Genomic DNA, 25,082 nt, shown 5'->3' with positions numbered 1-25,082 from the left:
GCCCGAACTTATTCGGGTATGAGTACTGGTATCACGGACCCCGACGAGATCCATCGCGTCCACCACGACGGGACGGCAGGGGACTCCCTGAGCGACGACATCGTCGATGCCGTCGCCTCGCTTGCGGACACCGATCCGGACGACCTCCCGCCACTGGACTCCCGCATCAACGTGGCTGCCCTCGACGGACTGTGGGACACCGGGGACGACGGGCACCCGTCCGACGGCTGTCTCACCTTCTCCTACGGGGGGTACGCCGTCGTCGTCCGAAGCACCGGGACCGTGTTCTTGCGCGAGACGGGGGAGTGAGGATGTCTCCGTTAACACATACGAACGCAGAATATTTCGTCTATTGATAGGTCGCCCCGCGAGCAACAACCACAGTACACATTGTGAATTGTCCACACACCGCTCGTTAATTTACAAACACTGGCGAGTTCCGTCTCACTTTTGCATAGTTTCCGATTCCGGCGGGTCGGGCTAATCGGTTGCGTACAACGTGTCGGACGTACGTAGTTACGCTGAAAGTGATAGGTTCGCTCAGACGAGAGCGACGTGGTCGTCCCGTGGCTCCCAGAGGGCGCCGGTCAGCCGTCGGTCGTGGACCGCATCGAGCGTTTCGCCGACGGTCCAGCCCCACTCGCTCGCCGCTGCGCTGACCGCGCCGAGAGCGACGGGCGAGTCGTCGAGCGCCGCGACGACGGCGTCGATGTCGGGGTCGGCGGGGAGGTTGGTCCCCAACGAGGGCATCCGCTCCCACGTCACGTCGTGGCCGGTGACCGCGTGGTGCCGGCGGTAGAAGGCCACCACCTCGTTGGGGTCGGACGCCGTCGTCCGCTCGGCGCAGTCGGGACAGCACGCCACGAACGGGGCGTCGTCGGCCGTCACGCGTTGTACGCCTCCTGGGCGAGTCGGTGGAAGCGGTGGAGGGTGTGTTCGTTCGGGCCGAGCTGTCCCTGCCCGAGCGCGCCGGACGTGAGCCCCTCGTACTGGCGTTCGACCAGTTCGAAGTCCTCTTCCTGCAGCTGTCGGCTGGTCCGGATGAACTCCTCCTCGTCCGCGCTGAGGTCCGGGTCCGCGAAGTAGTAGTCCGCGATCAACTGGAAGCGACCCTCGTCGATGGGGTCGATGATGTAGGTGCCGTAGCCGTCGGCGGTGCCGTACATGTTGACCGTGAAGTTGGGCCAGAGGTAGTGGAACTGCGCCTCGTGTTCGTCGTGGATGCGGAGTTCGTCCTCGATGTCCTCCTCGTGGGTGTAGTGGAGGACCCAGTGGTAGTCGTTGACTTCCAGTTCCGACTCGTCGAGTTGGATCCCCGTGATCCAGTCTTGGTGGTTCGCCTGGCAGTGGTCACACTCCGAGTAGTTGCCCCCGAAGGTCTTCCAGTTGCACTCCACCTCGGAGACGTACCGACGGGCGTGCTGGTACTCCTCGAGCGGCAGCGACTCCAGTCGTGTCTTCATCCTCCCGGCCTGTTCGTCGAGGGTATGTGGCGGATCGTCGGCGAAGTTCAGAAAGACCAGCGGGCCGATGCTGTCGGTCTGGACCTCGAGTAAGCCGTTTTCGTCGGGATCGAGGCCGGAGACGTCCGAATCGTCGAGATCCGGGTTGAGACTCGCCTCCTCGAAGCTCCGTGGCGTGCTCCGCAGGTCGCCGTCGAGGTCGTACGTCCAGAGGTGGTACGGACACTGGATCCGATCCATGTTTCCGGGGTCGGTCATCGGCGTGTCCTCGACCATCTTCGACCCGCGGTGGGCACAGACGTTGTAGAACGCACGCACCGTCCCGTCGTCGTCGCGGGCGACGATGACCTGCTTGTCGCCGACGGTGCGAGTGAAGTAGTCACCCGCGTCGGGGATACAGTTCTCGTGACCCGCGTAGATCCAGTACCGCCCGAATACCTTCTCTTTCTCCATCTCCCACACGTCCGGGTCGGTGAAGTATTTCGCCGGCAGGGCGTTCGTCTCGTCGGTGATATCGGGGCTCACGGCATTCAGTTCCGCGACGCCGTCGTTCCACCGTGTCATGTATCATCACATCGACGACGTGACCCCAAAGTCCCTGACCTGTCTCACGTGAGGCTCTTAAGTAACGTGTTCGTGTTTTTCAGCCAACACGATGGTGTGGTGACGATCCGACCGATATATTCTTGCGAACGAATCATTCGGTCGGTTCTCCGTGAGGTTGCTCGTCACTCGTCGATCCGTCCGCGACGCCACGCCTCGGTGTCGGCCGTTTGGTTGAACGTGTAGATGTGGAGGCCCCGGATGCCGTAGTCGGGGTCGGCAGCGTACGGTGCCAGCCCGTCGACCAGGTCGTCGGGGGTGTATTTCCCGCGCGATCCGACGAGTTGGCGGACAAACCCGACGATACCGCTGGTCTTGCGGAGAAAGCGCACCGAATCGCCGACGCCAACCTTCTGGGAGATGCTCAGCAGGCGCTGGTACTTCATCACGCCGGGAATACCGACTTCGACGGGGAGGTCGATCCCGCGGTCACGGACCCCCTCGATCCACCGCCGGATTGTCTCGGGGTCGTAACAGAGTTGCGTCGTGAGATACGTCGCGTGGGGGGCTTTCCGCTCCATGGCCGTGGCTAGCGTCCGGTCGTCGAGAAAGTCGTGTCCTTCGGGGTAGCCGGTGATACCCACCTCCTCGAAGGAGTAATCGAGGTCGTCGAGAGCCACGAGGAGGTCGTGAGCCGCCTCGAACTCGCCGATGGGGTCTTCGCGGTCCCCACCCGGGACGAAGATATCGGTGACGCCCGCGTCGGCGAGTCGCCCGGCCATCTCGTCGAGGTGGTCCGCGTCCCGCACGTAGCGGGCGGCGAGGTGCGGAATGGGATCGTAGCCACGCGCCGCTGCCTTCTCCGACCACTCCACCGTGGCGTCGAGGCCGAGCTGTGGCGAGGCGGTGACCGCAATCTCGGCGCCCTCGGGGAGTTGCTCCATCTGCCCCTCGAAGCTGTCGAAGGGCATCAGCTCGAACCGCGGGTCGACGAGCAGGCTCGATGCGTCGTCGGCGTGTGTGGTGAGAGACATGTCGAATCCGGGCGTCTGACGTTAGGTCGGCTGGCTGTTAGGGCTGTCGGGGGCTACTCCGTGGCGTCCTGACGGGCGTTCAGTTTCGCCTGCTCGCGGGCGCTCGGGTTGACCGACTCCTTGAACGGCACCTCCGCGACGGTTGCGTACACGGGGTCTCCCGGCTCCTCGGCGTACTCGTCGGGCAGATGGACCGCGAACTCCAGATCGAGATCCTCCTCGTAGATTTCGTCGCCGAGCAGGGCGTCCGTCTCGGCCTGCAGTGTCTCGGCGGGCACGAACCCCAGCCCGATGTTGGTTTCGAGGTCGGGGTTCCACCACGGCGAGGTCATGTAGCCACACTCCTTGCCGGTGTCGGGGTCGGAGACGATCCAAAAGTCCGGCGCGTACTCCCGGATCGGCTCCCCGGCGATCTTCAGCCCGACCATCTTGAGGGAGAATGGATACTCGCCGTTCTCGATCAGTTCCTGCTGACGTTCGAGTGCTTCCTTGCCGACATAATCGGCCTCCTTGTCGTCGGGAACCTGATAGCCGAGGTTGACCTGGAACGGCGACGTCTCGTGGTCCATGTCCTGCCCCCACGAGAGGATGCCCGCCGCGATCCGGCGGTGGTGTCCCGGTGCGATCTGTCGGCCGCCGTGGGCCTTGACCGTCTCCATCACCGGATCCCACACCCGCTCGGCGTTCTCGCTCGCGTCCCTGACGTAGATCTCGAACCCCTTCTCGCCGGAGAAGCCGGTCTGACTCACCAGCACCGGACAGCCGTTTATCTCCGCCTCCATCAGCCCGTAGTAGGGGATGTCGCTGACCGCCTCGCCCACGACGTCGACCAACACGTCCTCCGAGAGTGGCCCCTGGATCTGCATCGGGGCTACGTCGATTTCGTCGATTTCGACGTCGAAGTCCATCCCGACGTTGACGCCCTGGAGCCACTGCATGAGCGTCGAGTCGGAGATGGAAAACCAGAACTCGTCGTCCGCGACCCGGAGGAGGATCGGGTCGTTCAGGATGCCGCCGTCCTCGTTACAGAGGATGACGTACTTCCCGTGCATCGGATCGATCCCCGTCGCGTCACGCGTGATGACGTAGTCGGTGAGTGCCTCGGCATCGGGTCCTTTCACCCGGATCTGTCGCTCGACCGCGACGTCCCACAGCGTCACGCTCTCTGTCAGCGCCTCGTACTCCTTCATCGCGCCGCCGTCTTCGGGGTCGACGAATCCCCGTGGGTGGTAGATCCGATTGTATACCGTACAGCGCCACGCCCCCTCCTCGTTGAACGACTTATCGAAAAAGGGCGACTTTCGGACCCGCGTCGAGACGAGCATTTCGATTCCCGGGTCGCCGGTTTGCCGCAGGTTCCGGGGGAGCGTCCGATCCGACTGGTCGATCTCCGGGTGATTCGGGTGACCACCGGCCGCCGCGGAGTCGTTATGTGTCATCGATAATGATAGTTATTCTGTCCACACATAAGCGTACACCTGCGTTATCTCGGGCGTATAAGTCAGCGCCCGTAGACGATGGTCGCGCGCCGGTAGATAGTAACAAAGATAGTGCTGTTAATTTGAGCTCGTTCCCGATCCGTGCAACCGGACCAAAGCGTCAATACCCTCCCCTCCAAACCGCGCCGTATGAGTTCGAACGACGAGCGTCGGGACGTGATCGTCGTCGGCGTCGGGGGCATGGGCAGCGCAACCGCGTATCACCTAGCCGACCGGGGAATCGATGTGCTGGGACTGGAGCGGTTCGATATCCCGCACACGCAGGGCTCCTCGCACGGCATCACCCGGATCATCCGGCGGGCGTACTACGAGCATCCATCCTACATCCCACTGATCGAGCGGGCGTACGAGCTTTGGGACGAGTTGGCCGAGGAGACGGGACGACCCGTGATCCACCGGACCGGCTCTATCGACGCCGGGCCGCAGGGGAACGTGGTGTTCGAGGGGTCGCGCCGCTCCTGTGAGGAACACGACATCCCACACGAGGTGTTGACGGGCGCGGAGCTAAACGAGCGGTTCCCCGGCTACGACCTTCCGGCGGACTACCGCGCGCTCTACCAAGAGGACGGCGGCTTCGTCGTCCCCGAGCAGTCCATCATCGGACACACGGAGCAGGCACAGGCCGCAGGCGCCGAGATTCGGGCCCGCGAGGCCGTCCAGGACTGGGTGCCGACCGCCGACGGCGGCGTTCGCGTCTGGACCGACAAGGCGGTCTACGAGGCCGAACGGCTCGTCCTCGCGGCGGGGGCGTGGAACTACAAGCTCGCCGACGCCCTGTCGGGACTGGCGGTGCCGGAACGGCAGGCGCTCGCGTGGTTCCAGCCGCAGACACCCGAACTGTTCGAGCCTGAAACCCTCCCCGTGTGGAACATCGAGGTTCCGGAAGGTCGATTCTACGGCTTCCCGGTCTACGACGTGCCCGGGTTCAAACTCGGGAAGTACCACCACTTCGACGAGACGGTCGACCCGGACGACTACGACACCGACCCCGGCCGGGCCGACGAGGTGCTCCTGCGAGACTTCACCGAGAAGTACTTCCCCGAAGCCGCCGGGCCGACGATGAGCCTCGCCACCTGCATGTTCACCAACACCCCCGACGAACACTTCATCCTCGATACCCTGCCCGAACATCCGCAGGTGACCGTCGGCGCCGGCTTCTCGGGTCACGGCTTCAAGTTCGCGAGCGTCATCGGCGAGATTCTCGCGGATCTGACCGCCGACGGCGATACCGATCACGCCATCGAGATGTTCCGTCTGGACCGGTTCGAGTGAGCTGAATTAAACGTCGCAGGTGAGGCACCCGGAACCTTTTGACGGGTTCGGCGAGACGTACGGGACGTTCTATGAGTGCGGACACACTCCCGGAATCGGCACGAACCGTCGTCGTCGGTGCCGGCGCGGTCGGCTGCAGCGTCGCGTATCACCTCTCGGAACTCGGCGCCGAGGACGTGGTCGTCGTCGATCAGGGACCGCTGCCGGTCACCGGCGGCTCGTCGACACACGCCCCCGGTATCATGTTCCAGACGTCGCCGTCGAAGCTCATGACGAAGACGGCTCACTACACCAGTCGCCTGCTCGCCGACGCCGGCGTCTACGACGAGGTCGGCGGTATCGAGGTCGCACGCTCGGCAGAACGGATGGACTTCCTCCAGCGACGGGTCGAACACGCCACCGCCTACGGGCTGCCCGACCCGCAACTGCTGACACCGGCGGAGGTAACCGACTACCTCCCGCTGGTAGACGAAGACGCCATCCGCGGCGGGTACTACTCGCCGACCGACGGCCGGGTCGACGGCGTCGCCGCCCTCCAGTGGTACATTGAGCAGTCTGACGCCGACTTCCACGGGCACACGACGGTGACCGACCTCGACGTGACCGGCGGCGAGGTGACCGCAGTCGAAACTGACCGAGGAACCATCGCGTGTGACCGCTGTGTGCTCGCGACCAACAACTGGGGCTACCGCACGGGCCAGTTGGCGGGCGTCGACCTCCCTATCGCGCCCGTCGAACACCAGTATACGGTCACCGAACCGCTCGACGAACTGGCCGGCGTGGAGTCAGCGACCCGCGTCGACACCGGCGACTTGGAGGTGCCCGGCGACCACCGCATCGCCGACGCGATGGGCAAGGGACCCAGCCGCCCGGTCGGCCGCGATCAGGACCACTCGCTGTACTTCCGGACCCACGGCGACGCGCTCGGCCTCGGGTCCTACAACCACGAGTCGCTGACGGTCGATCCCGACGCCATGGGGAAAAACACCGCAGAGCGGCAGGCGTCGGTCCACGACTTCACCGACGAACACTGGGAGCGGGCGACCCACCCCGACCGCGACACGTCGCCCAAGCGAGCCTTCGAGGAACTCCTCCCGGTCACCGAGGACGTCGACTTCGCGGCGACCGAGAACGGCATCTTCGTGTTTACCCCCGACGGAATGCCGGTGCTGGGCGAGACGGCGGCGGTCGACGGCCTGTGGACCGGTCTCGCCGTCTGGTGGACCCACTCCGGGGGCTACGGCAAGATCCTTGCAGAGTGGATGGAGACGGGTGTCCCGAAACTCCCCGACGGTCCCGTCGATACGGGTGCCATCCACGTGAACCGGTTCGAACCTCACGCCGGCAGCAAGTCCTACTTCGTCGACCGGGGCGCAACGCGGTACCGACAGGTGTACAGCATCGTCGAACCGAACTGGCAACCGAGCGACCACCGCGGCCTTCGGCGGAGCCCCTTCCATCACCGGCAGGCTGACCTCGGGGCCGAGTTCGTCCAGCAGGGCGGCTGGGAGTCGGCTCAGTGGTACGAATCCAACGCCGACCTCGTCGACCGGTACGCGGACCGCATCCCCGAACAGGAGGGGTGGGAGGCGATCAACCGCTCGCCCATCGAGGGCGCCGAACACTGCCACACCCGCGAACACGTCTCCATGTTCGATATGTCGTCGTTCAGTTCGATCACCGTCGAGGGTCCGGAGGCCGTCGATTTCCTCCAGTGGGTCTGTACCAACGATATCGACGTCGATCCGGGGCGGGTGCGGTACTCACTCCTCCTGAACGAGGGAGGGACCATCCTCGCGGACGTCACCGTCGTCCGCCTCGGCGAAGACGAGTTCGTGGTGACGACCGGGGGCGGCAACTCGCCAGGGATTCACGGAGGGTGGCTGAAGGAACACGCGCCCGATACCGTCTCGGTCACCGTCGAGGAGGGCGCACGCACCACCGTCGGACTCTGGGGGCCGAAGTCGCGGCTCCTGCTCCAGCGGGTGACCGAAGCCGACGTCTCCGACGAGGGGTTCCCCTACTTCTCGGCCAAGCGACTGTACGTCGGCGAGGTGCCGGTGCTCGCGCTCCGGGTCTCCTACGTCGGCGAACTCGGCTGGGAACTGTGGGCGCCCGCGGAGTACGGCGACCGCCTCTGGGAGACCCTGTGGGAGGCAGGCCAGGACCTCGACGTGCGCCCCATGGGCGGCGGCGCGCTGGAGTCGATGCGCCTAGAGAAGGGCTATCGACTCTGGGGGACGGACATCGACACCGACGTGGGACCGGTCGCCGCCGGCCTCGGGTTCGCCGTCGACACGGACACCGACTTCGTCGGGAAGGCCGCGCTGACCGAGCGCCGTGAGTCGGGAGTCGATAGCCGAATCGTCCCCCTCACGCTCGATGACTCCACGGATCGGCTGCTGAGCGGCCGCCCCGTCACGAAAGACGGCGAGACGCTCGGCTACGTCCAAGCCGCCGACTACGGCTACAGCGTCGGCGCCTCGGTCGCCTACACATATGTGCCGAAGGAGCACGCGACGCCCGGCACCGCGGTGCAGGTCACCTGTGAAGGGGAGACGTACGACGCCACCGTGCGCGAGGAACCGCTGTTCGACCCCGGTCGGGAGAAGATCGTCCGGTAGCCGGGTGGCGTAGATCCGGTACCGAAGCGACGACGGGGCGGTCCCGTCGGCCGCCCGGCGCCGCAGGAACGACAGTTCGGGAAACACCAAGCTTTATCTGACACAACCAAGAGGTACCCATGTGGCTTCCTGCCATGGGTGGAGCTATCCATAGGCAGGCAACGACGACCCCCGCATGTGGCCGAGATGGGCGAGCGGTCGGCGCACAGCACGACAACCGACGATACGAACATACGACCCATGAGCAACTTACGACGGACGACCGGCAACTGCCGGACGGAGGGATGGCATGGCTGAATCAGACGACACGACTGGCGAGATGTCCGAGGGGCTACAGGTAGAGCTGTTCCACCCCGAATCCGACCGCGAACCAGGCGACACCAACATCCAAGCGCTCGGGTTCGACATCCACCCAGTCGTCTTCCCGGTTGCGCTCGTGATCATCGCGTTGTTTATCTCGATCACGATCCTGCTCGGGGATCAGGCCGCCTCGATGTACACGGCCCTGTTCAACTTCATCGGCGAGAACTTCGGCTGGTTCTACCTGCTGGCGGTGAACCTCTTTATCGTCGTTCTCCTCTTTTTCGCGTTCAGCAAGTACGGCAAGATCAAAATCGGCGGCGTCGAAGCCGAAAAGGAGTTCAGCGACTTCTCGTGGATGGCAATGCTGTTCAGCGCCGGCATGGGGATCGGTCTCATGTTTTTCAGCGTCTCCGAACCGCTCTACTACCTCCAAAACGTCCCCGGCTTCTGGGGCGCCGAGGCGGGGACCGGGGCGGCGGCGTCGGCGGCACTCGCCCAGACGTTCTTCCACTGGGGCTTCCATCCGTGGGCCATCTACGGCCTCGTCGGCCTCGGCCTCGCGTTCTTCTCGTTCAATCGTGGCCTGCCGCTCACGTTCCGCTCCATCTTCTGGCCCCTGCTCGGTGACCGCATCTACGACTGGCCGGGCCACGTCATCGACCTCGTGACGGTGTTTGCGACGCTGTTCGGCCTGGCTACCTCACTCGGTCTCGGCGTGGCGCAGGTGAACCAGGGGCTCTCCTACGTCGGCGGCGACCTCCTCGGTCTCATTTCCATTCCGACGAACACGTTCGTCCAGGTGCTCCTCATCGCCGGCATCACCGGCATCGCGACCCTCTCGGTCGCGGCCGGCCTCGACGGCGGGGTCAAGCGTCTGAGCACGATCAACCTCTATCTGATGTTCGCCCTGCTCGGCTTCCTCCTGATCGTGGGGCCGACGGTGTACATCTTCGGCGCGTGGGTCGAAGGACTCGGCGCGTACTTCGGTAACATTCTCGCGCTCGGCTTCTTCCGCGGCACCCTCGCGCCTGGTGGGGGGACGGTCACCGCCTGGACCGTCTTCTACTGGGGCTGGTGGATCGCGTGGTCGCCGTTCGTCGGGATGTTCATCGCCCGCATCTCGAAAGGCCGGACCATCCGACAGTTCGTGATGGGCGTCCTCGTGCTGCCGGCGATTTTCTCCACCATCTGGCTCTCGACGTTCGGCGGGGCTGCCCTGTTCAACTCGCTGCAGGGCAACGGCGCGGCGCTCGCGACCTACAACGAACTCGGCCAGACGGTCGCCATGTTCGCCATGCTCGAACAGTTCCCGCTCGGCGCTGTCTCGGGCATTCTCGCGACCCTCTTGGTGGTCACCTTCTTCGTCACCTCCTCCGACTCCGGCTCGCTGGTCATCGACCACCTGACCTCCGGCGGCAAACACGACGTGCCCCGCGTCCAGCGCATCTTCTGGGCCGTTACCGAGGGTGCCGTCGCCGCCATCCTGCTCTACGGCGGCGGCCTGACGGCGCTCCAGACGGCCGCCATCACGACCGGCCTTCCCTTCGCCATCATCCTCTGTCTGATGTGTTACACCGTCTACCTCGGGCTCAGCAACGAGTACGAGATTCTCGAATCCGAGGAGTTCGCCGAAACCATCGACGAACTCACCGATCGTGATAACGTCGACGTGGTGACAGCCGGCGACGAGATGGTAACGGACGTGCGGGACGGCGACGACCCGGCCAGCAGCGACTAACCACTCTACCTACTCCGTTACCTGTTCGACCGACGCCGAGGCACGAAGCCAGCGGCGTGCCGATCCGCCGAGTCCCGTCGCGGCGACGACCCCCCAAACGATCAGTCCCAGTCGATCCGGGAGCACCAACAGGACGAGCGCGCTCACGCCCGCACCAGCGAGCGGCCCGCCCCACGAACGGCGGCCGGTGAGAATCGTCGTCACCCCGGTTCCGACGACGACGAAGCCGAACGCGCCGACGACGAGGGCCACCCAGACACCGAGAAAGACGGCGACCCGGCCGACCCCACCGCCGACTCGAAGCGCCTGCCCGAAGACGTACGCCACCGCGATCCACCCGAAGATGGCCGCAGCGACGCCGTACAGCGGGGTGACGAGCGGTCGATCCAGCGCCCCGTCGACCGCCCGTTCGACCAGTCCCGGCCGCCAGTACCGAACCGCTGCCGCGACGCCCGCCACGAGGAGAAACGACGCGGCCGCCCGCGCCGGACCGCTGGAGACAGCGCTCGTCGGGTCGATGCCCCACTGGAGCGGTGTGAGGGCGACGGCGCCCACCGTCCACCGCTGCCCGGCCCGTCGGCGCGAACGTAACACGGCCACGGCTTGGACGGGCGCTGGGGAAAGCCTGTCCCCGCCCCCGACGATTTATGCTGTTGCTTCTCTTACACTGTGTAGTGGCCGACGACGCGGACGCACACGGGGTCGGAGAGGCGGCTGGCAGTCGAACGACTGCCGCGCTCCGGTGGCTTCTCGCCGCGCTCCGACAACTCGCCGAGCGACTGGCCGCACCGTTACGAGCCGGTGACGGCCCGAACAAGTTCCGACTGTCCAGCGTCGAAACACACACCACGACCATCGACGGCGACACCGGCTGGGAGTACCGTCCGCCGGCGACCCTCCGCTGTCCGGACTGTACGGCCGGCATCCTCCAAGCCGACTCGCGCGGCGCCATCGACTGCCCGGAGTGTCGACTCGACCTCCCCGCCGAGCGATTCGGGGACTTGGAGTTGCTGGGGCTTACCTGTCCGGTCTGTCGGGCGTCGATGCAACACGGCCAGCGCCACCCGGAAGACTTCGATATCCCCGAGTGGGCGACCTGTCCGAACTGCCAGTATCACTGGGAGTTCAAGCACTCCTACTGACCGGGAGTGGGACTTTTCACCCTGTGACGCGTGGACCCGACACACTCCATGCCCGAGGTCATTCCAACGGCCCTGGCACTGTTGATTGTCGCAGCGTTCGCCGTCGCGCTGTGGCAGATGGCGGCAGGGCACCTCAACGTTGCCGGAGCCACCTTTCTGAGCGCGAGCATCCTCATCTACCTTCGCGAGCGCCAACTCCGGCGGGACCCCGCGACGTGAGGACGGCCACCAGTCAGTCGTTCATCTGTTCGCGAACCGTCACGACTGGCGTCTCGGCGGTCCGAACCACCTTCTCCGCCGTGCTGCCGAGCAGCGCCCCCAACCGGCCCCGGTAGGCACTGCCGAGAACGATGGCGTCCATCCCCTCGTCTTTGGCGCAGTCGACGATTTCTTCGCCCGGCGATCCGCTCCGAATTACGGTCTTACAGTCGAGGCCCTTCTCGGCAGCCATCTCGCAGACTTCGCCGGTCACCTCCTCGCCGTACTCGCGGTAGCGCTCGCGCATCTCGTCCTCGTCGTCCCGGAGGTACACCGTCCGCGGTGCGCCCGGGAGGTCGATGACATAGAGTGCGTGGACCGTCGCGCCACAGGTCGCCGCGAGGTCGATGCCGTGTACGGCCCCCTTCCGTGCCTCGTCGCTCCCGTCGAACGGGATCAGAATACTCTCGTACATCTATCTAACTTCCTTACCAGTCGTTCTCCTGATGGGAGCAAATAACTTGGGGGCCAGCGTCACGCGACTCCTCGGTTCCGGCGTCAGCGCCGCCGAACAGTCCTGTGAGGGGGTCCACGTCGTCACCGCGTCGACACGCGTCGTATCGCTCCGGTCGTCCGGACGGGTCACCCCCCGACGACCGGAAGGATCGGCTGAGGCGCACCGGGCGGCCGGGTTCGGGCGTCGGCAGGGAGTCTATCGGCATCGAAATCCCAGCGACACTTGGCACGTAAGCCGCGCGGTTCGGGACGGCCGTGTCCGGCAGTACGGCGTCACTGTGTGGCGATTCCCGGCGATTCGAGGGAGACGGTGTCGAACGCCGGGCGGAGGTGCTCGGCCTCCTCGGGGAGCGCCGCCGCGACGACATACCGGGCGTGGTCGTCGAAAAAGTCGAGGAGGCCACGGATGCGCTCGGCGTCGAGCATCTCGATAGCGTCGACGACGACGACCGGCACCGTCGCCGACACGTCGTGGACGAGATAGCCCGAGAGCGCGATGACCAGGCCGACTACCTCGCGTTCGCTCTTGCTCAGGGTGTCGACCGCGGCCCGGTAGACGGTGCCGTCGTCACTCGTCCGCACCACCTGCAGGTCGAAGACCGTCTCGTGGTCGTCGCTCCGGCGGTCGATCCAGACGCGTTCGATCCCGTCGTAGTCGAGGCGGTCGAGAACCCGCTCCATGCACTCGTTGACCGTCTCGACGGCCTCGCGCTCGATCCGGTCGATCCGGTCGCGAAGGTCACTGAGTCGGTCACGGATCTCCGCCCGCTCCTCGCGGAGCGTGTCGGCCTCCGCCGCGGCCGCCTCGGCGGCCTCGATGTCGTCCTCGACCGCCGCGAGGTCCCGTTCGAGACGGCCCCGTTCGTACTCTAGGTCGCCCACCTCGCGGTGCCGGTCGAGTAGGTCGTCGTCAGCCTCGGCCCCGTCGAGATCCGCCTCCAGGTCGCGAATCCGCTCGTCGACAGTGTCGATGCGCTCCCCGAGATCCGACAGCGCGCGTTCGCGCTCTTCGACCTCGCGTTCGAGGTGCCGCCGTCGCTCGGCGAGATCCGACCGCTCTTCGAGGCGAGCTTCGAGGTCCGAGCGCCGCCCCCGACACGCCTCGATGCGCTCCTCGACGGTCGCGCGTTCCTCCCGTTTCGCCTGGAGGATGGCCTCGACAGCTTCCACCTGCTCGCGGACGTCGGTTCTGGCGACCGACTGGCCACAGGTCCAGCAGGTGATCGCCTCCGACTCGGGATCGAGGCGGTCGACCACCTCGCCCTCGTCGAACCCCTCGGGCAATCGGCTGTCGGCGAGCAGCGCTTGGTTCACCTCGACGATCGGTCGCAGAGCGTCGATGGTCTCGTCGAGGCGACCCTTACGCTCCCGGAGTGCCGAGAGGTCGGACGCCACGTCGTCGAGCCGCGACCGAACGCTCTCACCGCCGAGATCCGCGTCCAGCGCCGACAGCTCCGACTCGACGGCGTCGAGGTCGTCGCGGAGAGACTCGACGGCGCGCCGCTTGGTGTCACGGCGGTCACGGAGGCGCTCGCGCTCCGCTCGCGCCTCTTCGAGGGCGTCGAGAAGGTCCTGGGTCGCTTCGTCGGCTGTCCGGTAGTCGGCCGCCGCGAGCGCCTCGCGTTTCGATTCGAGGCGGGTGCTCACCTCGTCGCGTCGCTCCCGCAGGCGGCGTGCGCGGACCTCGAGTTCGGGGAGGGTGTCGGCCCGGTCGTCGAGGTCCGCGATCCGCTCGTCGAGGTCCGTCCGTTGCGCGTGCAGGCGGTCGATTTCGGCGTCGATAGCCTCGGTGTCGACCGGGCGCATGAGCAGGTCGTGGAGGTCACCGCCATCGACGACCGCTCGGCGGATGGGATTGTCCTCGTCGAGGCTGACGAAGTGATCGACGAGGGTTCGATCCGCCGTGTAGGGCGTGGCGTCGTCGACGACGGGCCGGCCGTCGGCCGCCCTGGCGAGTTCGACCGTGTAGCGCTCACCGTCGAGGTCGAGCGTCACCGATCCGGCGTCGGCACCGCCCCGAAGCGGCGGCGGCGAGCCACCGAGAACGGCGCCCAGACTCCCGAGCAACGAGGACTTATTCGACGCGTTCTCCCCCGCGACGACCGTGATGCCGGGATCGAACGTCACCGACGCCTGCTCGATGCCGCCGACGTTCCGGACACTGACCGACATCTCCACGTCCTCGGCGTTCGATTCGTCGATAGTCATGATGAGTCCGACGTCTTCCGTCGAGTGTGTCCGTCGTACGTCGGGGCTGGCCTATTACGTTTGTGCCTAGATGTCGGGGAGCCACGCTCAGCGATCACCGCAGGAACACCCACCGCGTTCGAGCAGACGCAGGAGGCGGTAGTCCTCACCGCAGTCCGTGCACGTCACGCGTGCGTCTACCGACACCGACAGATCGCCGGTCTCCAGGGCCGTCGTCTCGGCCAGTCGCGAGAGTTCCCGTTCGGCGACGGCCTCGGTGCGGCCACACAGGCCCAATACGGTGTCGGTGACGGTGTGCTCGTCGACAGACGCCGACGCCCGACTCGTATCGACGCCCGCACACCCCCGGAGATGCGTGCGGACGGTGCCGTAGGTGACGAAGTCCGCGCGGAGGCGCGCCACGTCGACGCCGGCGCGGGTCAGTCGGTCCCGGGCTTCCGTGCGCGCCGCGTCGCTCACGTCGTCGCCGGTCAACAGCCGGTAGACGTTGGCCGCCTCGTCGTCGAGCAGTTCCATCCCGGCCGCGCGCATCGCCGCCGTGAGCACCTCGCGGTTGAAGAACCGTTCGAGGTCACGGAGGCTGTCGTCGGCCGTCCGCCGGCGGCGGACCAGGCGCTCGGGCAGCGTCGACAACCCCCGACGGGCACACACGTCGTCGATCTTACAGCCGTCGGCGTCGTCCGCTCGCTCGCCCATCGTCGTGAAACTACACGCGTCGTCCCGATAAGTTCGGCGCCCGAATCGAACCAAGGCTTAACCGCCCCGTGACGAAAGGGGATATGATGGCGTCGCTCCGTGCGTACGTCGGTCGGCCGTCGGGCCCCGAACTCGCGGTGTTCATCTCGGGGGTCGCCAGCATGGGCTTGGAGATTCTCGCCGGACGGATCGTCGCCCCACAGTTCGGCTCCAGCATCTACACCTGGGGGAGCATCATCGCCGTCTTCCTCGCCGCGCTCTCGCTCGGCTATCACCTCGGCGGGCAGCGGGCGGCCGAGCGCGCCAGCGACGAACGCCTCGCGTGGCTGCTCATAGGGACGGCCGCCTACGTCGCCCTCGTGGTGTTCGCGAGCGACATCCTACTGGCGACTGCCGGAGCCGTGCCCCTGCCCGGCCGCTTTGCCTCTCTTCCCGCTGTGATACTTCTGTTCGGGCCGCCGACGTATCTGCTGGGGTTCATCAGCCCCTACGCCGCCGAACTCTCCGACACCGAGGGCGTGGGGGCGGCGTCGGGGCACGTCTATGCCGTCGGTACCGTCGGCAGCATCGTCGGCGCCTTCGGCACGACGTTCGCGTTGATCCCCGCGTTCGGGGTGGAAACCATCGGCGTCGGGTTCGGCCTCCTGCTCGTCGGGACGGCGCTGTGGCTCACCTGGACGGGGGAGCGCCGGAAGCCGACCGTCGCGAGCGTCGCCGTCGCCGTTCTCGTGGTGGGCGCCGGCGTCAGCGGTAGCCTGGGCGTCTCCGCCGGCGGACCCGTCCTCTACCAGACACAGACGCCCTACCAGGAACTCGAAGTCACGCAGTTGGGCGACGTGCGGACGCTGTACCTCGATGGACAGCCACACAGCGCGATGGACGTCGCCGACCCCGACCGTCACGTCTTCGACTACACCCGCTATTTCCACCTTCCCATGCTCATGACCGAGGACGTTGATCGGGTGTTGTTCGTCGGCGGCGGCGGGTTCACCGGCCCCAAACACTTCGCCGAGGAGTACAACGTCACCGTCGACGTCGCCGAACTCGACCCGGCGGTGATCGACACCGCGAAGCGCTACTTCGACGTAGCGGAGTCCGAGCGTCTCAACGTCCACAACGTCGGCGGCCGGCAGTTTCTCCGGGAGACGAATCACACCTACGACCTGATCGTCCTCGACGCCTACAAGAAAGACAAGGTTCCCTTCCAGTTGACCACCGTCGAGTTCATGCGTCTCGCCGAGTCGCGACTGGACGCGGACGGCGTGCTCTTTGCCAACCTGATCTCGGCGCCAAGCGGCCCGGCCTCGAAGTTCTACCGCGCGGAGTACCGGACGATGGCACAGGTGTACCCGCAGGTGTACACCTTCCCCACCGCCGAGGGAAGCGTCGTCCAGAACGTAGAGGTCGTCGCCACGAAATCGGATCGGCGGCTCACCGAGGACGCGTTACAGCGCCGGAACGAACGCCGGGCCGTCGGGATCGACCTCCGGCGAGAGATCACGTACTACCGGTCGCCGCCGCCGACCGACGACGTGCCCGTCCTCCGGGACGACCGGGCGCCCGTCGACTCCCTCCTCGACCCGATGGTCGGCCGTCGCTACGTGGTCCAGCGAAACGCCGAGAACGGGACGGGACAGAGCAGTCAGCGCGACCGCTCGCCGGTCGGCGTTCGAGAGAAGTGCGGGTGTGTTCGTCACCGCGCGGTGACGGTGTCGCCGTAGTTATACGCGAACGACGTTCGTCGCGCGCGGGCCCTTGGGGGCCTGTTCGATGTCGAATTCGATCTCGGTCCCTTCGGTCAGATCCTCACCGCCGACGTCCTCCATGTGGAAGAAAACGTCCTCGTCAGCATCCTCAGTGTCGATGAAACCGTAGCCGCCAGTGTCGTTGAAGAAATCAACCTTACCGTTTGCCATTGCGACCTGACGGAGGTGAACTGCACACATAACTGTTCCGCATTCGACGGCCGAGCACTCGGACGCGGCCGGATCGGCCGGTAGTCGGTGACAGGCGACAGCATCCAGTGAATCGGCCAAGCGGCCGAAACCCGGGCCAACGGAGAGCGGGTTGTTGCGAGGGTGGAGGTGGTCGGTCGTCGCACACCGATTCGACCATCCACGTCCCAATACTGATTATGCTGCCGTCTGTCAATCTGCCACTGGCACTCGGGCGGACAGTGACCGAGACAGAGCCGCGGATAACGGTACCCAACGATGATGCAATCAACCAATCCGGCGACGGGAGAACAGCTCGCGACGTACGAGGAAGACGATGCGGTCGACGTCGAGGAGAAGCTTGCGCTGTCGATGGATGCGTACGCTGACTGGCGAGACCGCCCCATCCGTGAGCGAGAGACACTCTTGGCGAATGCAGGCTCCGTCCTCCGGGAGAACAAACGCCGCTATGCCGAGTTGATGGTCCGGGAGATGGGCAAGCCAATCTCACAAGCCATAGCCGAGGTGGAGAAGTCGGCGTGGGCGTGCGATCACTACGCGGAGTACGCAAGCGCGTATCTCTCCGAGGAGCATTACCCGAGTCCCCCTGGAACGGAAGTGAAGACCGTCCACGATCCGCTGGGTCCAGTGCTTGCGGTCATGCCCTGGAACTACCCCTTTTGGCAGGTCATTCGCTTCGCGGCGCCGTATCTCACGGCCGGTAACGTCGGCCTCCTCAAGCACGCCTCGAACGTTCCTGGCACTGCGCTCGTTCTGGAAGAAGTATTCACGGAGGCAGGCTATCCCGAGGGCGTCTTTCAGACGCTCATGATTGGTTCGAGCCAAGTCGAGGACGTGTTGGCCGACGACCGCGTCAAGGCCGCGACGCTGACGGGCAGTGGCCCGGCCGGGCGAGCGGTCGCGGAGACCGCCGGAAAGCATCTGAAAAAGACCGTCCTCGAACTCGGTGGCAGCGATCCTTTCATCGTTCTCGACGACGCCGATCTGGAGGCCGCCGTCGAAACCGGCGTCCAAGCGCGCACCCAGAACGGCGGCCAGTCGTGTATCGCCGCCAAGCGGTTCCTCGTTCACGAGGCCGTGTACGACGAGTACGTGGATCGACTCGTCGATGCGTTCGAGGCGTTGGTCGTGGGCGATCCGACGGACGAAGCGACCGATGTTGGGCCGCAGGCCGATGCAGCCCTCATGGCGGACCTTCAGGAACAGGTGCAGGCGAGCGTCGACGCAGGCGCCACCCTGCTGACCGGCGGAGAACCGCTCGACCGGGACGGCGCGTTCTACCCACCGACGGTGCTCTCGGACGTCCCGTCGGGGTGTCCCGTCGACAGCGAGGAAACGTTCGGGCCGGTCGCCGCTGTGTACGAGGTAGCCGACGAGCAGGAGGCCGTCACTCTGGCCAACGACTCCCGCTTCGGTCTGGGTGCGAGCATCTGGACGGAAGACCGAGAGCGAGGCGAGCAACTCGCCCGCGATATCGAGAGCGGCGCGGTCTACGTCAACGAACTCACGAAGTCAGATCCGCGAGTGCCCTTCGGGGGGATCAACGACTCCGGGTACGGCCGGGAACTCTCGGAGACGGGAATCAAGGAGTTCGTGAACCGGAAGACGGTCTGGATCCAGTAGCCCGGCATCGTCGTCTGTCCGAGACCTGTGTCTCAGTCGTCCGGTAGCGTCGAACCGGTGGTCGGGAAATGAGGCCGTTGAGGCCGTGACCGACTCTCGCACCGTCTCTCACACGGGAGTCAATCGCCGAGAGATTCCGCCCTCTAAACGTGAGGGAGTCACACGGGACCGCTCCCGACGGCTATTGTGGACTCTTAGCAAGCTCTTGGACACGTCCGGGCGAGCGTGTGGTATGAACGTCCTGCTCGTGGTGCTCGACTCGGTGCGCGCAGCCAACTGTTCGCTGTACGGGTACCCCCGGGCGACGACGCCGACGCTCGACTCGCTCGCCGGCGAGGCCACGGTGTACACCCAAGCACGGGCGCCGTCGAACTGGTCGCTTCCGAGTCACGTCTCGCTGTTCACCGGGCTGCCGGCCGCGGCCCACGCGGTGACGGTCCACGACGCCCTCGAACCCGGCCACACCGTCTGGGACGACCTCGCGTCGACCGGCGTCGAAACCGGCCTGTTCACCGGGAACGGGTTCGTCGCCTCACACCCAGTCGGCCTCGACGTGCCGTTCGATACCGTCGTGACGACTGCCGACGAGCGGGTCGACGGCGAGCGTGTGGACGGCTTCTACTACGCCGACGCCCTACTGGACTGGACGAGCGAGCGGACGGAGTGGGCGGCCTGCCTGAACCTGATGGACGCCCACCGGCCCTACGAACCGAGGCCGGAGCACGACCGGTGGGGCGACCGGGCCGCATGGCGGCTTCAGGCTGAACTCCCGGTCCGGTGGGAGTTTCCCGTCCACGGCGGCGAGATTCCCTACTGGCAGTTGGCCGGCCTCGAATCACTGTACGATGGCGGTATTCGGCAGGCGGACGCCGTCCTCGGAACCGTCCTGACAGAACTGCGAGCGCGCGGCGAGTACGACGACACGCTCCTCGTGGTCTGTGGCGACCACGGGGAGGGGTTCGGCGAGTTCGGACTGCTGGCCGATCAGCCCCGCGCGGCGGCACACATCGTTCCGACCACCGAGAACCTCCTCCACGTCCCGCTGGTGGTCAAACAGCCGCGGCAACGCCGTCCCCGAACCGTCACCGATCCGGCGACGCTGACCGCCGTCCGCGACGTTGTCGACGCCGCCCACGAGGGGCGTCGGGCCACGTGTGCCCGCGAGCGAGTGCTCGCCTCGAAACAGCCCGTCACCGGTGACCTGCGCCGGCGCTACGAGGCCGCCGTGGACGACGCCGACCCGTTCCTCAAAGAGAGTCGGGTCGTCTATCAGGCGACAGACAACGGCGTCCGCAAGACCTACTCGTGGGGCGAGGCCGTCGGGACGGTTGACGTCAGGAGCGCGAGTGCCGTCGGGACGGTCAGGAAGGGCGACCCGGAGCGGCTATCGACGGCCTTCGCCTCCGTCGAGGACGCCGGCGTCCGGCGAATCGGTGACGGCGACCCCACCGGCGAAACGCGCGAACAGCTCGCGGCGCTGGGGTACTTTTAGCTCCGCCATTCAGCGACTCCGCCGGCGACAGCCGGTCGGGCGGCTGCGTCGGACGGTGAGGTGGTTCTCCACCCATGGCGACGTACTTGGAGAGGGAGACGCCCTGTTCGTCCGCCTTTTCGTTCTAAGTCTCTTTGACCCCGTCAGAGACGGACGACGTTACGAGCGCCATGTCCTCCGACATCCACACGTTCTGCTTCCAACCAGTCATCGTTCGACACCTCCAGTCGGCCAACAGCTGACCAGCGTCGTTAATTTATACCAATATTGTGCGCAGCGTTCGTTGTTAGCTCGGGGGGAATTCTGGTACCAGAAAATGGGCCTCGGCACTCATAGGGCTCGTCGTCGTCGGGTGCCACCCCGACTCGGAGCGGTGCCCTCGTCATCGGCCGGTCGACTCTCCGCGGCGCAGGCTCAAACGGGTTTCCTTCCACACCTTTGTGTCGGTACGGTACGTACGGCTCGGCTATGATCGACGGCGACGCGACGGAACCGGACATCGTGCTGTACGGGGGGAAAGGCGGTGTTGGCAAGACGACCTGTGCGGCGGCCCACGCGCTCGGACTCGCGCGCTCGGGAACGGAGACGCTCGTGGTGTCGACCGATCCCGCACACTCGCTGGGCGACGCCCTCGAACGTGACCTCGGCGCGGAGCCGACGGCCGTCAACGGGTCGCTGTCGGCCGTGGAAGTCGCCCCCGAGACCGGACAGGACGCCTACCGCGGCGTGATCGAGGCGCTGGCCGCCGAGTTTCGCGACGCCGGTCTCCGCCTCGACGACGCGGACCTCGAACGCCTCTTCGAGGCGGGGGTGATCCCCGGCGGCGACGAGGTGGCCGCGCTGGAGTACGTCGCCCGCTACGCCGACACCGACTACGACGCCCTCGTCCTCGATACGGCGCCGACGGGCCACACGCTCCGCTTGCTCGACCTCCCGGGGGTGCTCGCCGAAACGCTCGGCGTCGCGGGCGAGGTGCGACGCCGGGTCGGCCGCACCGCCCGTGCCGCCCGGAGTGTCGTCCTCGGGCCGGCGGCGTACTGGGGGGCCGGTAGCGACGACACGGACGACGCGGTGACGGCCCTCCGCGACCGGGTCGGGCGTGTGGGGGCGGTCCTGACCGACCCCGAGCACACCCGGTTCCGGGCCGTGCTCACGCCCGAGCGGATGGCGATCGCCGAGACGGAACGGCTCGTCGCTAGGCTTCGGGACGCCGACGTGCCAGTCGGGTCGCTGGTGGTCAACCGCCTGTTCACCAACCGGGCGAACTGCGACTGCGAGCGGTGCCGGCGGGACGAGCGTCGCCACACCGAGCGCCTCGCGGCCGTCGAATCGCGGTTCGACCTGCCGGTCAGGCGCGTGCCGGAATTCGACGGGGAGGTACGGGGGCTGGACGCTCTCGACGCGGTGAGCGAGTCGCTGGTGTGACTTACGCCATCCGGTCGCGGGCGCCAGCGACGAGCAGCGGGAGGGTGATCGTTGCGTCGCCGAGGACGGTGACGTTTTTCGCCGACTTCTCTAACTTCCCCCAGGATCGCGCTTCGTTGAGGGTCGCCCCCGAGAGCCCGCCAGTGGAGGCGGGATCCGTGGTGAGCTGAACGCCGTAGTCGTAGGCTTCAGGTACCGTGAGCATCGTCTGGAGGACGAAGTTCTTCGGGACGCCACCGCCGACGACCGTCGCCCCCGTCTTCTCGGCGTCGAAGGCCACGTCCGTGATGTTCGTCATGTCCGCGAGAGCATCGAGTGTGAACTCCGAGACCTGCGAGTGCATCCACGCCTGGATGCCGAGCACGGAGTCTTGGATCGCCGGGACGAACACGGGAACGTCGTGTTCGTAGGCCGCGGCGGCGACGCCCGCGTCCTCAGCGACGCCGTCTTCCTCGTTGACCGCGGCGTTCGCCCGCCCCAGTTCCCGCGTGAACTCGCTGATGGCGACCGCGCCGTCGAAGGCGGAGAAGACGTGTTCGCGGAGGTGCGTCTCGAACAGGGTGAAATGCTCCTGTGGGAGGTAGACGTTGTAGATGCGGTCGACGCCCTCGTCGCGGAGTTGCTCGTCGTGTTCGCGTTCGCCCCCTTCGGGGCCGGTGCGGCCGTGATGGTGTTTCCCGCCGATAGCCTCGATGCTGTCGTGGGTGAGGTTCGCGCCCGTCGTCACCAGCGCGTCGATGTGACCGTCGCGGATCAGTTCTGTCACCACCGAGCGCATCCCGCCGGGTACCATCGCACCCGCGAGGCCGAAGAAGTTGGTCACGTCGTCTCGGCCCAGCATCTCGGCGTAGAGGTCGACCGCTCGACCCATGTCCGCGGCGCCGATGCCCGCCTTGCCGTATTCGGTCGCCAGGTCGCCGACGGTCATCCCCGCCCACACCTCGGCGTGGCCGAGCGGATCCTCGTGGAACTCCTCGCGGGGGACTTCGGTACGGTCGCCGTCGTCGTCGGTCATGCTCTCCCCTCCGCGTCCGAGCGGTTTCAACAGTCCGATCCCCGTCTGGCGTCGGGTCGGAGTCGTCCGCGGACGAGGGTCACGAGGGCCGTATCTCCGGGTCCCAGTGTGTCACCGGAATAGGGCGACACACCGGCCGACACACGGTGACTCCCTCAGAGTCCCGTCGGATGGGCGACGAACGTCGTCTCGATCCCCCACTCCTCGATCAGGTCGCCAACCCGTCGGACGCCGAACGTCTCGGTGGCGTAGTGACCCGCCAGAAAGACGTTGAGCCCGCGGTCACGGGCCTCGTGGTACGCGGCCTGCTTTCCCTCGCCGGTCACGAGGGCGTCGAGACCGGCGTCGGCCGCCGCTTCGATCCAGTCGACGCCGCTCCCGGTGACGATTCCCACCTCTTCGACCTCGTCGGGGCCGAAATCGAGCACCTGCGTCTCAGTGTCGAGTTCCCGGTCCAGGCGGGCGGCCAAGTCGTCGACCGTGTAGGGGTCCGCCGCCGTCCCGCGGGTGCCGACGACCTCCGGCCCGTACGCTCCGAACGGCTCGCGATCACCGAGTTCGAGAACATCGGCGACCCCGGCAGCGTTGCCGAGTTCCTGATGGCCGTCCAGCGGCAGATGAGAGACGTACAGCGCCACGTCCTCGCGGGCGAGCGGCGCCACCCGGTCGTAGTGGAGGTCGGTGAGTCGGTCGAAGCCGTCCCAGGCGAGACCGTGATGCACGAGGAGGACGTCGGCGTCGCGCTCGATTGCTTCGTGGATCGTCGCCTCGGCAGCGTCGACGGCGAGAGCGACGCGCGCGATGTCGCCCCGTCGGTGACCTACCTGTAACCCGTTCGCGCTCGCGTCGAGGTCGGCGTAGTCGTCGGTACGTAGCTCCTCGTCGAGTCGGTCGACGAACTCGCTGCGGTCCATACCGGCCCGTCGGCCGGCGGGGATTAGTGCTCTTCGCTGGGCACGGGGAGTGTGCTGCCGGTGGTCGAAGCGGCCGGCGTCCATCGCCGGGCGGTTGTCACTCGGGTCTCCGTGTCCACCGACACTGTCGGCCGGGTCTATCGCTCGGCGTGTGCGAACACGAACGCACGCAGCAACTGCCCGCCGAGCGTCGCGGCCTGGCCGTCGTCGCGGTCGTTCACCTCGACAACGTCGGCACCGTCGGCCATCGGGGCGACCGCACGGACAACGTCGCGCATCTCGCGGGCCGACAGCCCGCCGGGCTCCATCGTCCCCGTCCCTGGCGCAACGCCGGGGTCGGCCGCGTCGATATCGACGCTCAGGTAGGTCGTCACGTCGGGGTCGTCGACGGCCGCGTCGACCGCCTCCTCGACGGCCACCGCACCACGATTCCGCACCGTCTCGGGGGCGACGAGACTCACGTCGGATTCGCGTGCGCGCTCCCACTCGTGTTCGCTCCCGGCGCGGGCGCCGACGATCACGGCGTGATCGGCCGCCGCCAGCGATCGGTGGGTCACGCAGGCGTGACTCCACGGGTCGCCGTCGAACGACTCCCGAAGGTCGAGGTGGGCGTCGAGACAGACGAACAGGTCGGGGTCAACCGCGTGGACGCCCGCGACGGAGACGGTGTGTTCCCCGCCCACGAGCACGGGTGTGGCGCCGTCGTCGACGACGTCGGTCAGTTCGCCCGCGAGGAAGTCGACGTACGCCGCGGCGTCGCTCCAGGCGTGGAGGTCACCGGCATCGTGGACGCCAAGATCGGAGAAGTGTCGGTCGGTGTGGTGGTCGTAATCCTCGAACGACGCAGCGAAGCGTCGAATCCGGTCCGGCCCGAAGCGCGTCCCGGGCTGGAAGGTGGTAGAGCGATCCAGCGGTGCGCCGACGACGACGTAGTCCGCGTCCGTCCGGTCGGCGGTCGCACCAGGGAACATCTACACGATCTTCCGCTGGCCCTCGTACTCCAGGTACTCGATTTCGTCGTCCGGCGAGAGGTTCTCGTCCTCGGGGACACGCATCGTAAACGTCTCGTAGGTGTCGAGGTCCATGATCTGGGCGTCGTCACCGGAGACGGAGACGACCTGTCCGCCCTTGCGCTCGACGATTGGAACCCAGACCTTCGCGTCGACCGGTTGGCTGAGCGAGCGCTTCCGCGAGTCGAAGACGCCCTTGCCTTCGATGCGAGCCTTGGCACTGCCGTGTTTCCCCGGTTTGGCCGTACTGTACGCGTTGATCTCACACGGGGAGCCATCCATCATCACGTAGCTCCCCTCCTGTAGTTCTCGCACCTGCTTTTGCTCTCTCGCCATACGCGTCGATAACGGAAGGCGGTGTATAAACGGTTTGGAAAGCCCTGCGTGGCGTATTGCGCCGGCGACGCATCAC

24 protein-coding genes are annotated in these 25,082 nt (G+C 66.5%); 10 read left to right on the top strand and 14 right to left on the bottom strand.

Annotation, left to right across the window (positions count from 1 at the left end; translation table 11 throughout):
- The first annotated feature begins 18 nt into the window (after positions 1-18).
- Positions 19-309, top strand: a complete 291-nt coding sequence (gene ddfA / locus NO878_RS15035; protein WP_256406787.1) for a DdfA family disk-determining factor — start codon at positions 19-21, stop codon at positions 307-309.
- Between the two features lie 231 nt (positions 310-540).
- Here the strand turns inward: ddfA and NO878_RS15030 are convergent, their stop codons facing one another.
- The 4 genes from NO878_RS15030 to NO878_RS15015 form a co-directional block, all read right to left on the bottom strand.
- Entirely contained in the window at positions 541-888 is a 348-nt protein-coding gene (locus NO878_RS15030) for a hypothetical protein (RefSeq protein WP_256406786.1), read from the bottom strand.
- Positions 885-2,027 carry an aromatic ring-hydroxylating oxygenase subunit alpha gene (locus NO878_RS15025; protein ID WP_256406785.1) on the bottom strand — a complete coding sequence of 381 codons (1,143 nt, stop codon included), beginning with the start codon at positions 2,025-2,027 and terminating at the stop codon, positions 885-887. The genes NO878_RS15030 and NO878_RS15025 overlap by 4 nt, the downstream gene beginning before the upstream one ends.
- Before the next feature lie 164 nt (positions 2,028-2,191).
- A complete protein-coding gene (locus NO878_RS15020) occupies positions 2,192-3,040 on the bottom strand; it encodes a methylenetetrahydrofolate reductase (protein WP_256406784.1) in 849 nt (282 codons plus the stop codon).
- 53 nt (positions 3,041-3,093) lie between these two features.
- The gene (locus NO878_RS15015) at positions 3,094-4,479 is read right to left on the bottom strand and encodes an aminomethyltransferase family protein (RefSeq protein WP_256406783.1); all 1,386 of its coding nucleotides are present in this window, start codon (positions 4,477-4,479) and stop codon (positions 3,094-3,096) included.
- A gap of 189 nt (positions 4,480-4,668) precedes the next feature.
- Between NO878_RS15015 and solA the strand changes: the two genes are divergently transcribed.
- From solA to NO878_RS15000, 3 genes are all read left to right on the top strand, one after another.
- Positions 4,669-5,811 (top strand): N-methyl-L-tryptophan oxidase, encoded by a 1,143-nt coding sequence (solA, locus tag NO878_RS15010; protein WP_256406782.1) that lies wholly within the window; start codon positions 4,669-4,671, stop codon positions 5,809-5,811.
- Positions 5,812-5,882: 71 nt separating this feature from the next.
- Positions 5,883-8,435 (top strand): GcvT family protein, encoded by a 2,553-nt coding sequence (locus tag NO878_RS15005; RefSeq protein ID WP_256406781.1) that lies wholly within the window; start codon positions 5,883-5,885, stop codon positions 8,433-8,435.
- 289 nt (positions 8,436-8,724) lie between these two features.
- Positions 8,725-10,476 carry a BCCT family transporter gene (locus tag NO878_RS15000; protein WP_256406780.1) on the top strand — a complete coding sequence of 584 codons (1,752 nt, stop codon included), beginning with the start codon at positions 8,725-8,727 and terminating at the stop codon, positions 10,474-10,476.
- Between the two features lie 9 nt (positions 10,477-10,485).
- On the opposite strand, the gene NO878_RS14995 is transcribed toward NO878_RS15000, so the two are convergent.
- The gene (locus NO878_RS14995) at positions 10,486-11,070 is read right to left on the bottom strand and encodes a hypothetical protein (RefSeq protein ID WP_256406779.1); all 585 of its coding nucleotides are present in this window, start codon (positions 11,068-11,070) and stop codon (positions 10,486-10,488) included.
- Positions 11,071-11,150: 80 nt separating this feature from the next.
- Between NO878_RS14995 and NO878_RS14990 the strand changes: the two genes are divergently transcribed.
- Positions 11,151-11,618 (top strand): hypothetical protein, encoded by a 468-nt coding sequence (locus NO878_RS14990; RefSeq protein ID WP_256406778.1) that lies wholly within the window; start codon positions 11,151-11,153, stop codon positions 11,616-11,618.
- A 48-nt stretch (positions 11,619-11,666) separates the two neighbouring features.
- Entirely contained in the window at positions 11,667-11,837 is a 171-nt protein-coding gene (locus tag NO878_RS14985) for a hypothetical protein (RefSeq protein ID WP_256406777.1), read from the top strand.
- A 13-nt stretch (positions 11,838-11,850) separates the two neighbouring features.
- On the opposite strand, the gene NO878_RS14980 is transcribed toward NO878_RS14985, so the two are convergent.
- From NO878_RS14980 to rdfA, 4 genes are all read right to left on the bottom strand, one after another.
- A complete protein-coding gene (locus NO878_RS14980) occupies positions 11,851-12,291 on the bottom strand; it encodes a universal stress protein (RefSeq protein ID WP_256406776.1) in 441 nt (146 codons plus the stop codon).
- A gap of 13 nt (positions 12,292-12,304) precedes the next feature.
- Positions 12,305-12,538 (bottom strand): hypothetical protein, encoded by a 234-nt coding sequence (locus NO878_RS14975; protein ID WP_256406775.1) that lies wholly within the window; start codon positions 12,536-12,538, stop codon positions 12,305-12,307.
- Positions 12,539-12,605: 67 nt separating this feature from the next.
- Positions 12,606-14,540, bottom strand: a complete 1,935-nt coding sequence (locus NO878_RS14970; RefSeq protein WP_256406774.1) for an archaea-specific SMC-related protein — start codon at positions 14,538-14,540, stop codon at positions 12,606-12,608.
- Positions 14,541-14,627: 87 nt separating this feature from the next.
- On the bottom strand, positions 14,628-15,236 hold the full coding sequence (gene rdfA / locus NO878_RS14965; RefSeq protein ID WP_256406773.1) for a rod-determining factor RdfA: 609 nt from the start codon (positions 15,234-15,236) through the stop codon (positions 14,628-14,630).
- Positions 15,237-15,322: 86 nt separating this feature from the next.
- On the opposite strand from rdfA, the gene NO878_RS14960 reads away from it, so the two are divergent.
- Positions 15,323-16,957 carry a spermidine synthase gene (locus NO878_RS14960; RefSeq protein WP_256406772.1) on the top strand — a complete coding sequence of 545 codons (1,635 nt, stop codon included), beginning with the start codon at positions 15,323-15,325 and terminating at the stop codon, positions 16,955-16,957.
- Here the strand turns inward: NO878_RS14960 and NO878_RS14955 are convergent, their stop codons facing one another.
- Positions 16,958-17,152: a cold-shock protein gene (locus NO878_RS14955; protein WP_157690499.1), complete on the bottom strand. Its 195-nt coding sequence runs from the start codon at positions 17,150-17,152 to the stop codon at positions 16,958-16,960.
- Between the two features lie 300 nt (positions 17,153-17,452).
- Between NO878_RS14955 and NO878_RS14950 the strand changes: the two genes are divergently transcribed.
- The 3 genes from NO878_RS14950 to NO878_RS14940 all read left to right on the top strand — a co-directional run bounded on the left by NO878_RS14950 (position 17,453) and on the right by NO878_RS14940 (position 21,731).
- On the top strand, positions 17,453-18,814 hold the full coding sequence (locus tag NO878_RS14950) for an NAD-dependent succinate-semialdehyde dehydrogenase (protein WP_256406771.1): 1,362 nt from the start codon (positions 17,453-17,455) through the stop codon (positions 18,812-18,814).
- Positions 18,815-19,046: 232 nt separating this feature from the next.
- The gene (locus NO878_RS14945) at positions 19,047-20,306 is read left to right on the top strand and encodes a sulfatase (RefSeq protein WP_256406770.1); all 1,260 of its coding nucleotides are present in this window, start codon (positions 19,047-19,049) and stop codon (positions 20,304-20,306) included.
- Positions 20,307-20,774: 468 nt separating this feature from the next.
- On the top strand, positions 20,775-21,731 hold the full coding sequence (locus NO878_RS14940) for an ArsA family ATPase (protein WP_256406769.1): 957 nt from the start codon (positions 20,775-20,777) through the stop codon (positions 21,729-21,731).
- Position 21,732: 1 nt separating this feature from the next.
- Here the strand turns inward: NO878_RS14940 and NO878_RS14935 are convergent, their stop codons facing one another.
- The 4 genes from NO878_RS14935 to NO878_RS14920 form a co-directional block, all read right to left on the bottom strand.
- Positions 21,733-22,746, bottom strand: coding sequence for a deoxyhypusine synthase (locus NO878_RS14935; protein ID WP_256406768.1), 1,014 nt, complete (start codon positions 22,744-22,746; stop codon positions 21,733-21,735).
- 155 nt (positions 22,747-22,901) lie between these two features.
- Positions 22,902-23,660, bottom strand: a complete 759-nt coding sequence (locus NO878_RS14930; RefSeq protein WP_256406767.1) for a Nif3-like dinuclear metal center hexameric protein — start codon at positions 23,658-23,660, stop codon at positions 22,902-22,904.
- 137 nt (positions 23,661-23,797) lie between these two features.
- Positions 23,798-24,631 (bottom strand): agmatinase, encoded by an 834-nt coding sequence (speB, locus tag NO878_RS14925; RefSeq protein ID WP_256406766.1) that lies wholly within the window; start codon positions 24,629-24,631, stop codon positions 23,798-23,800.
- Positions 24,632-25,006 (bottom strand): translation initiation factor IF-5A, encoded by a 375-nt coding sequence (locus NO878_RS14920; protein WP_256406765.1) that lies wholly within the window; start codon positions 25,004-25,006, stop codon positions 24,632-24,634.
- Between the last annotated feature and the right edge of the window lie 76 nt (positions 25,007-25,082).

Source organism: Haloplanus ruber (assembly GCF_024494725.1).
Lineage (GTDB): Archaea > Halobacteriota > Halobacteria > Halobacteriales > Haloferacaceae > Haloplanus > Haloplanus ruber.
The sequence above is the reverse complement of the archived record's forward strand: the minus strand, read 5'-3'. Positions and strand labels throughout refer to the sequence as shown.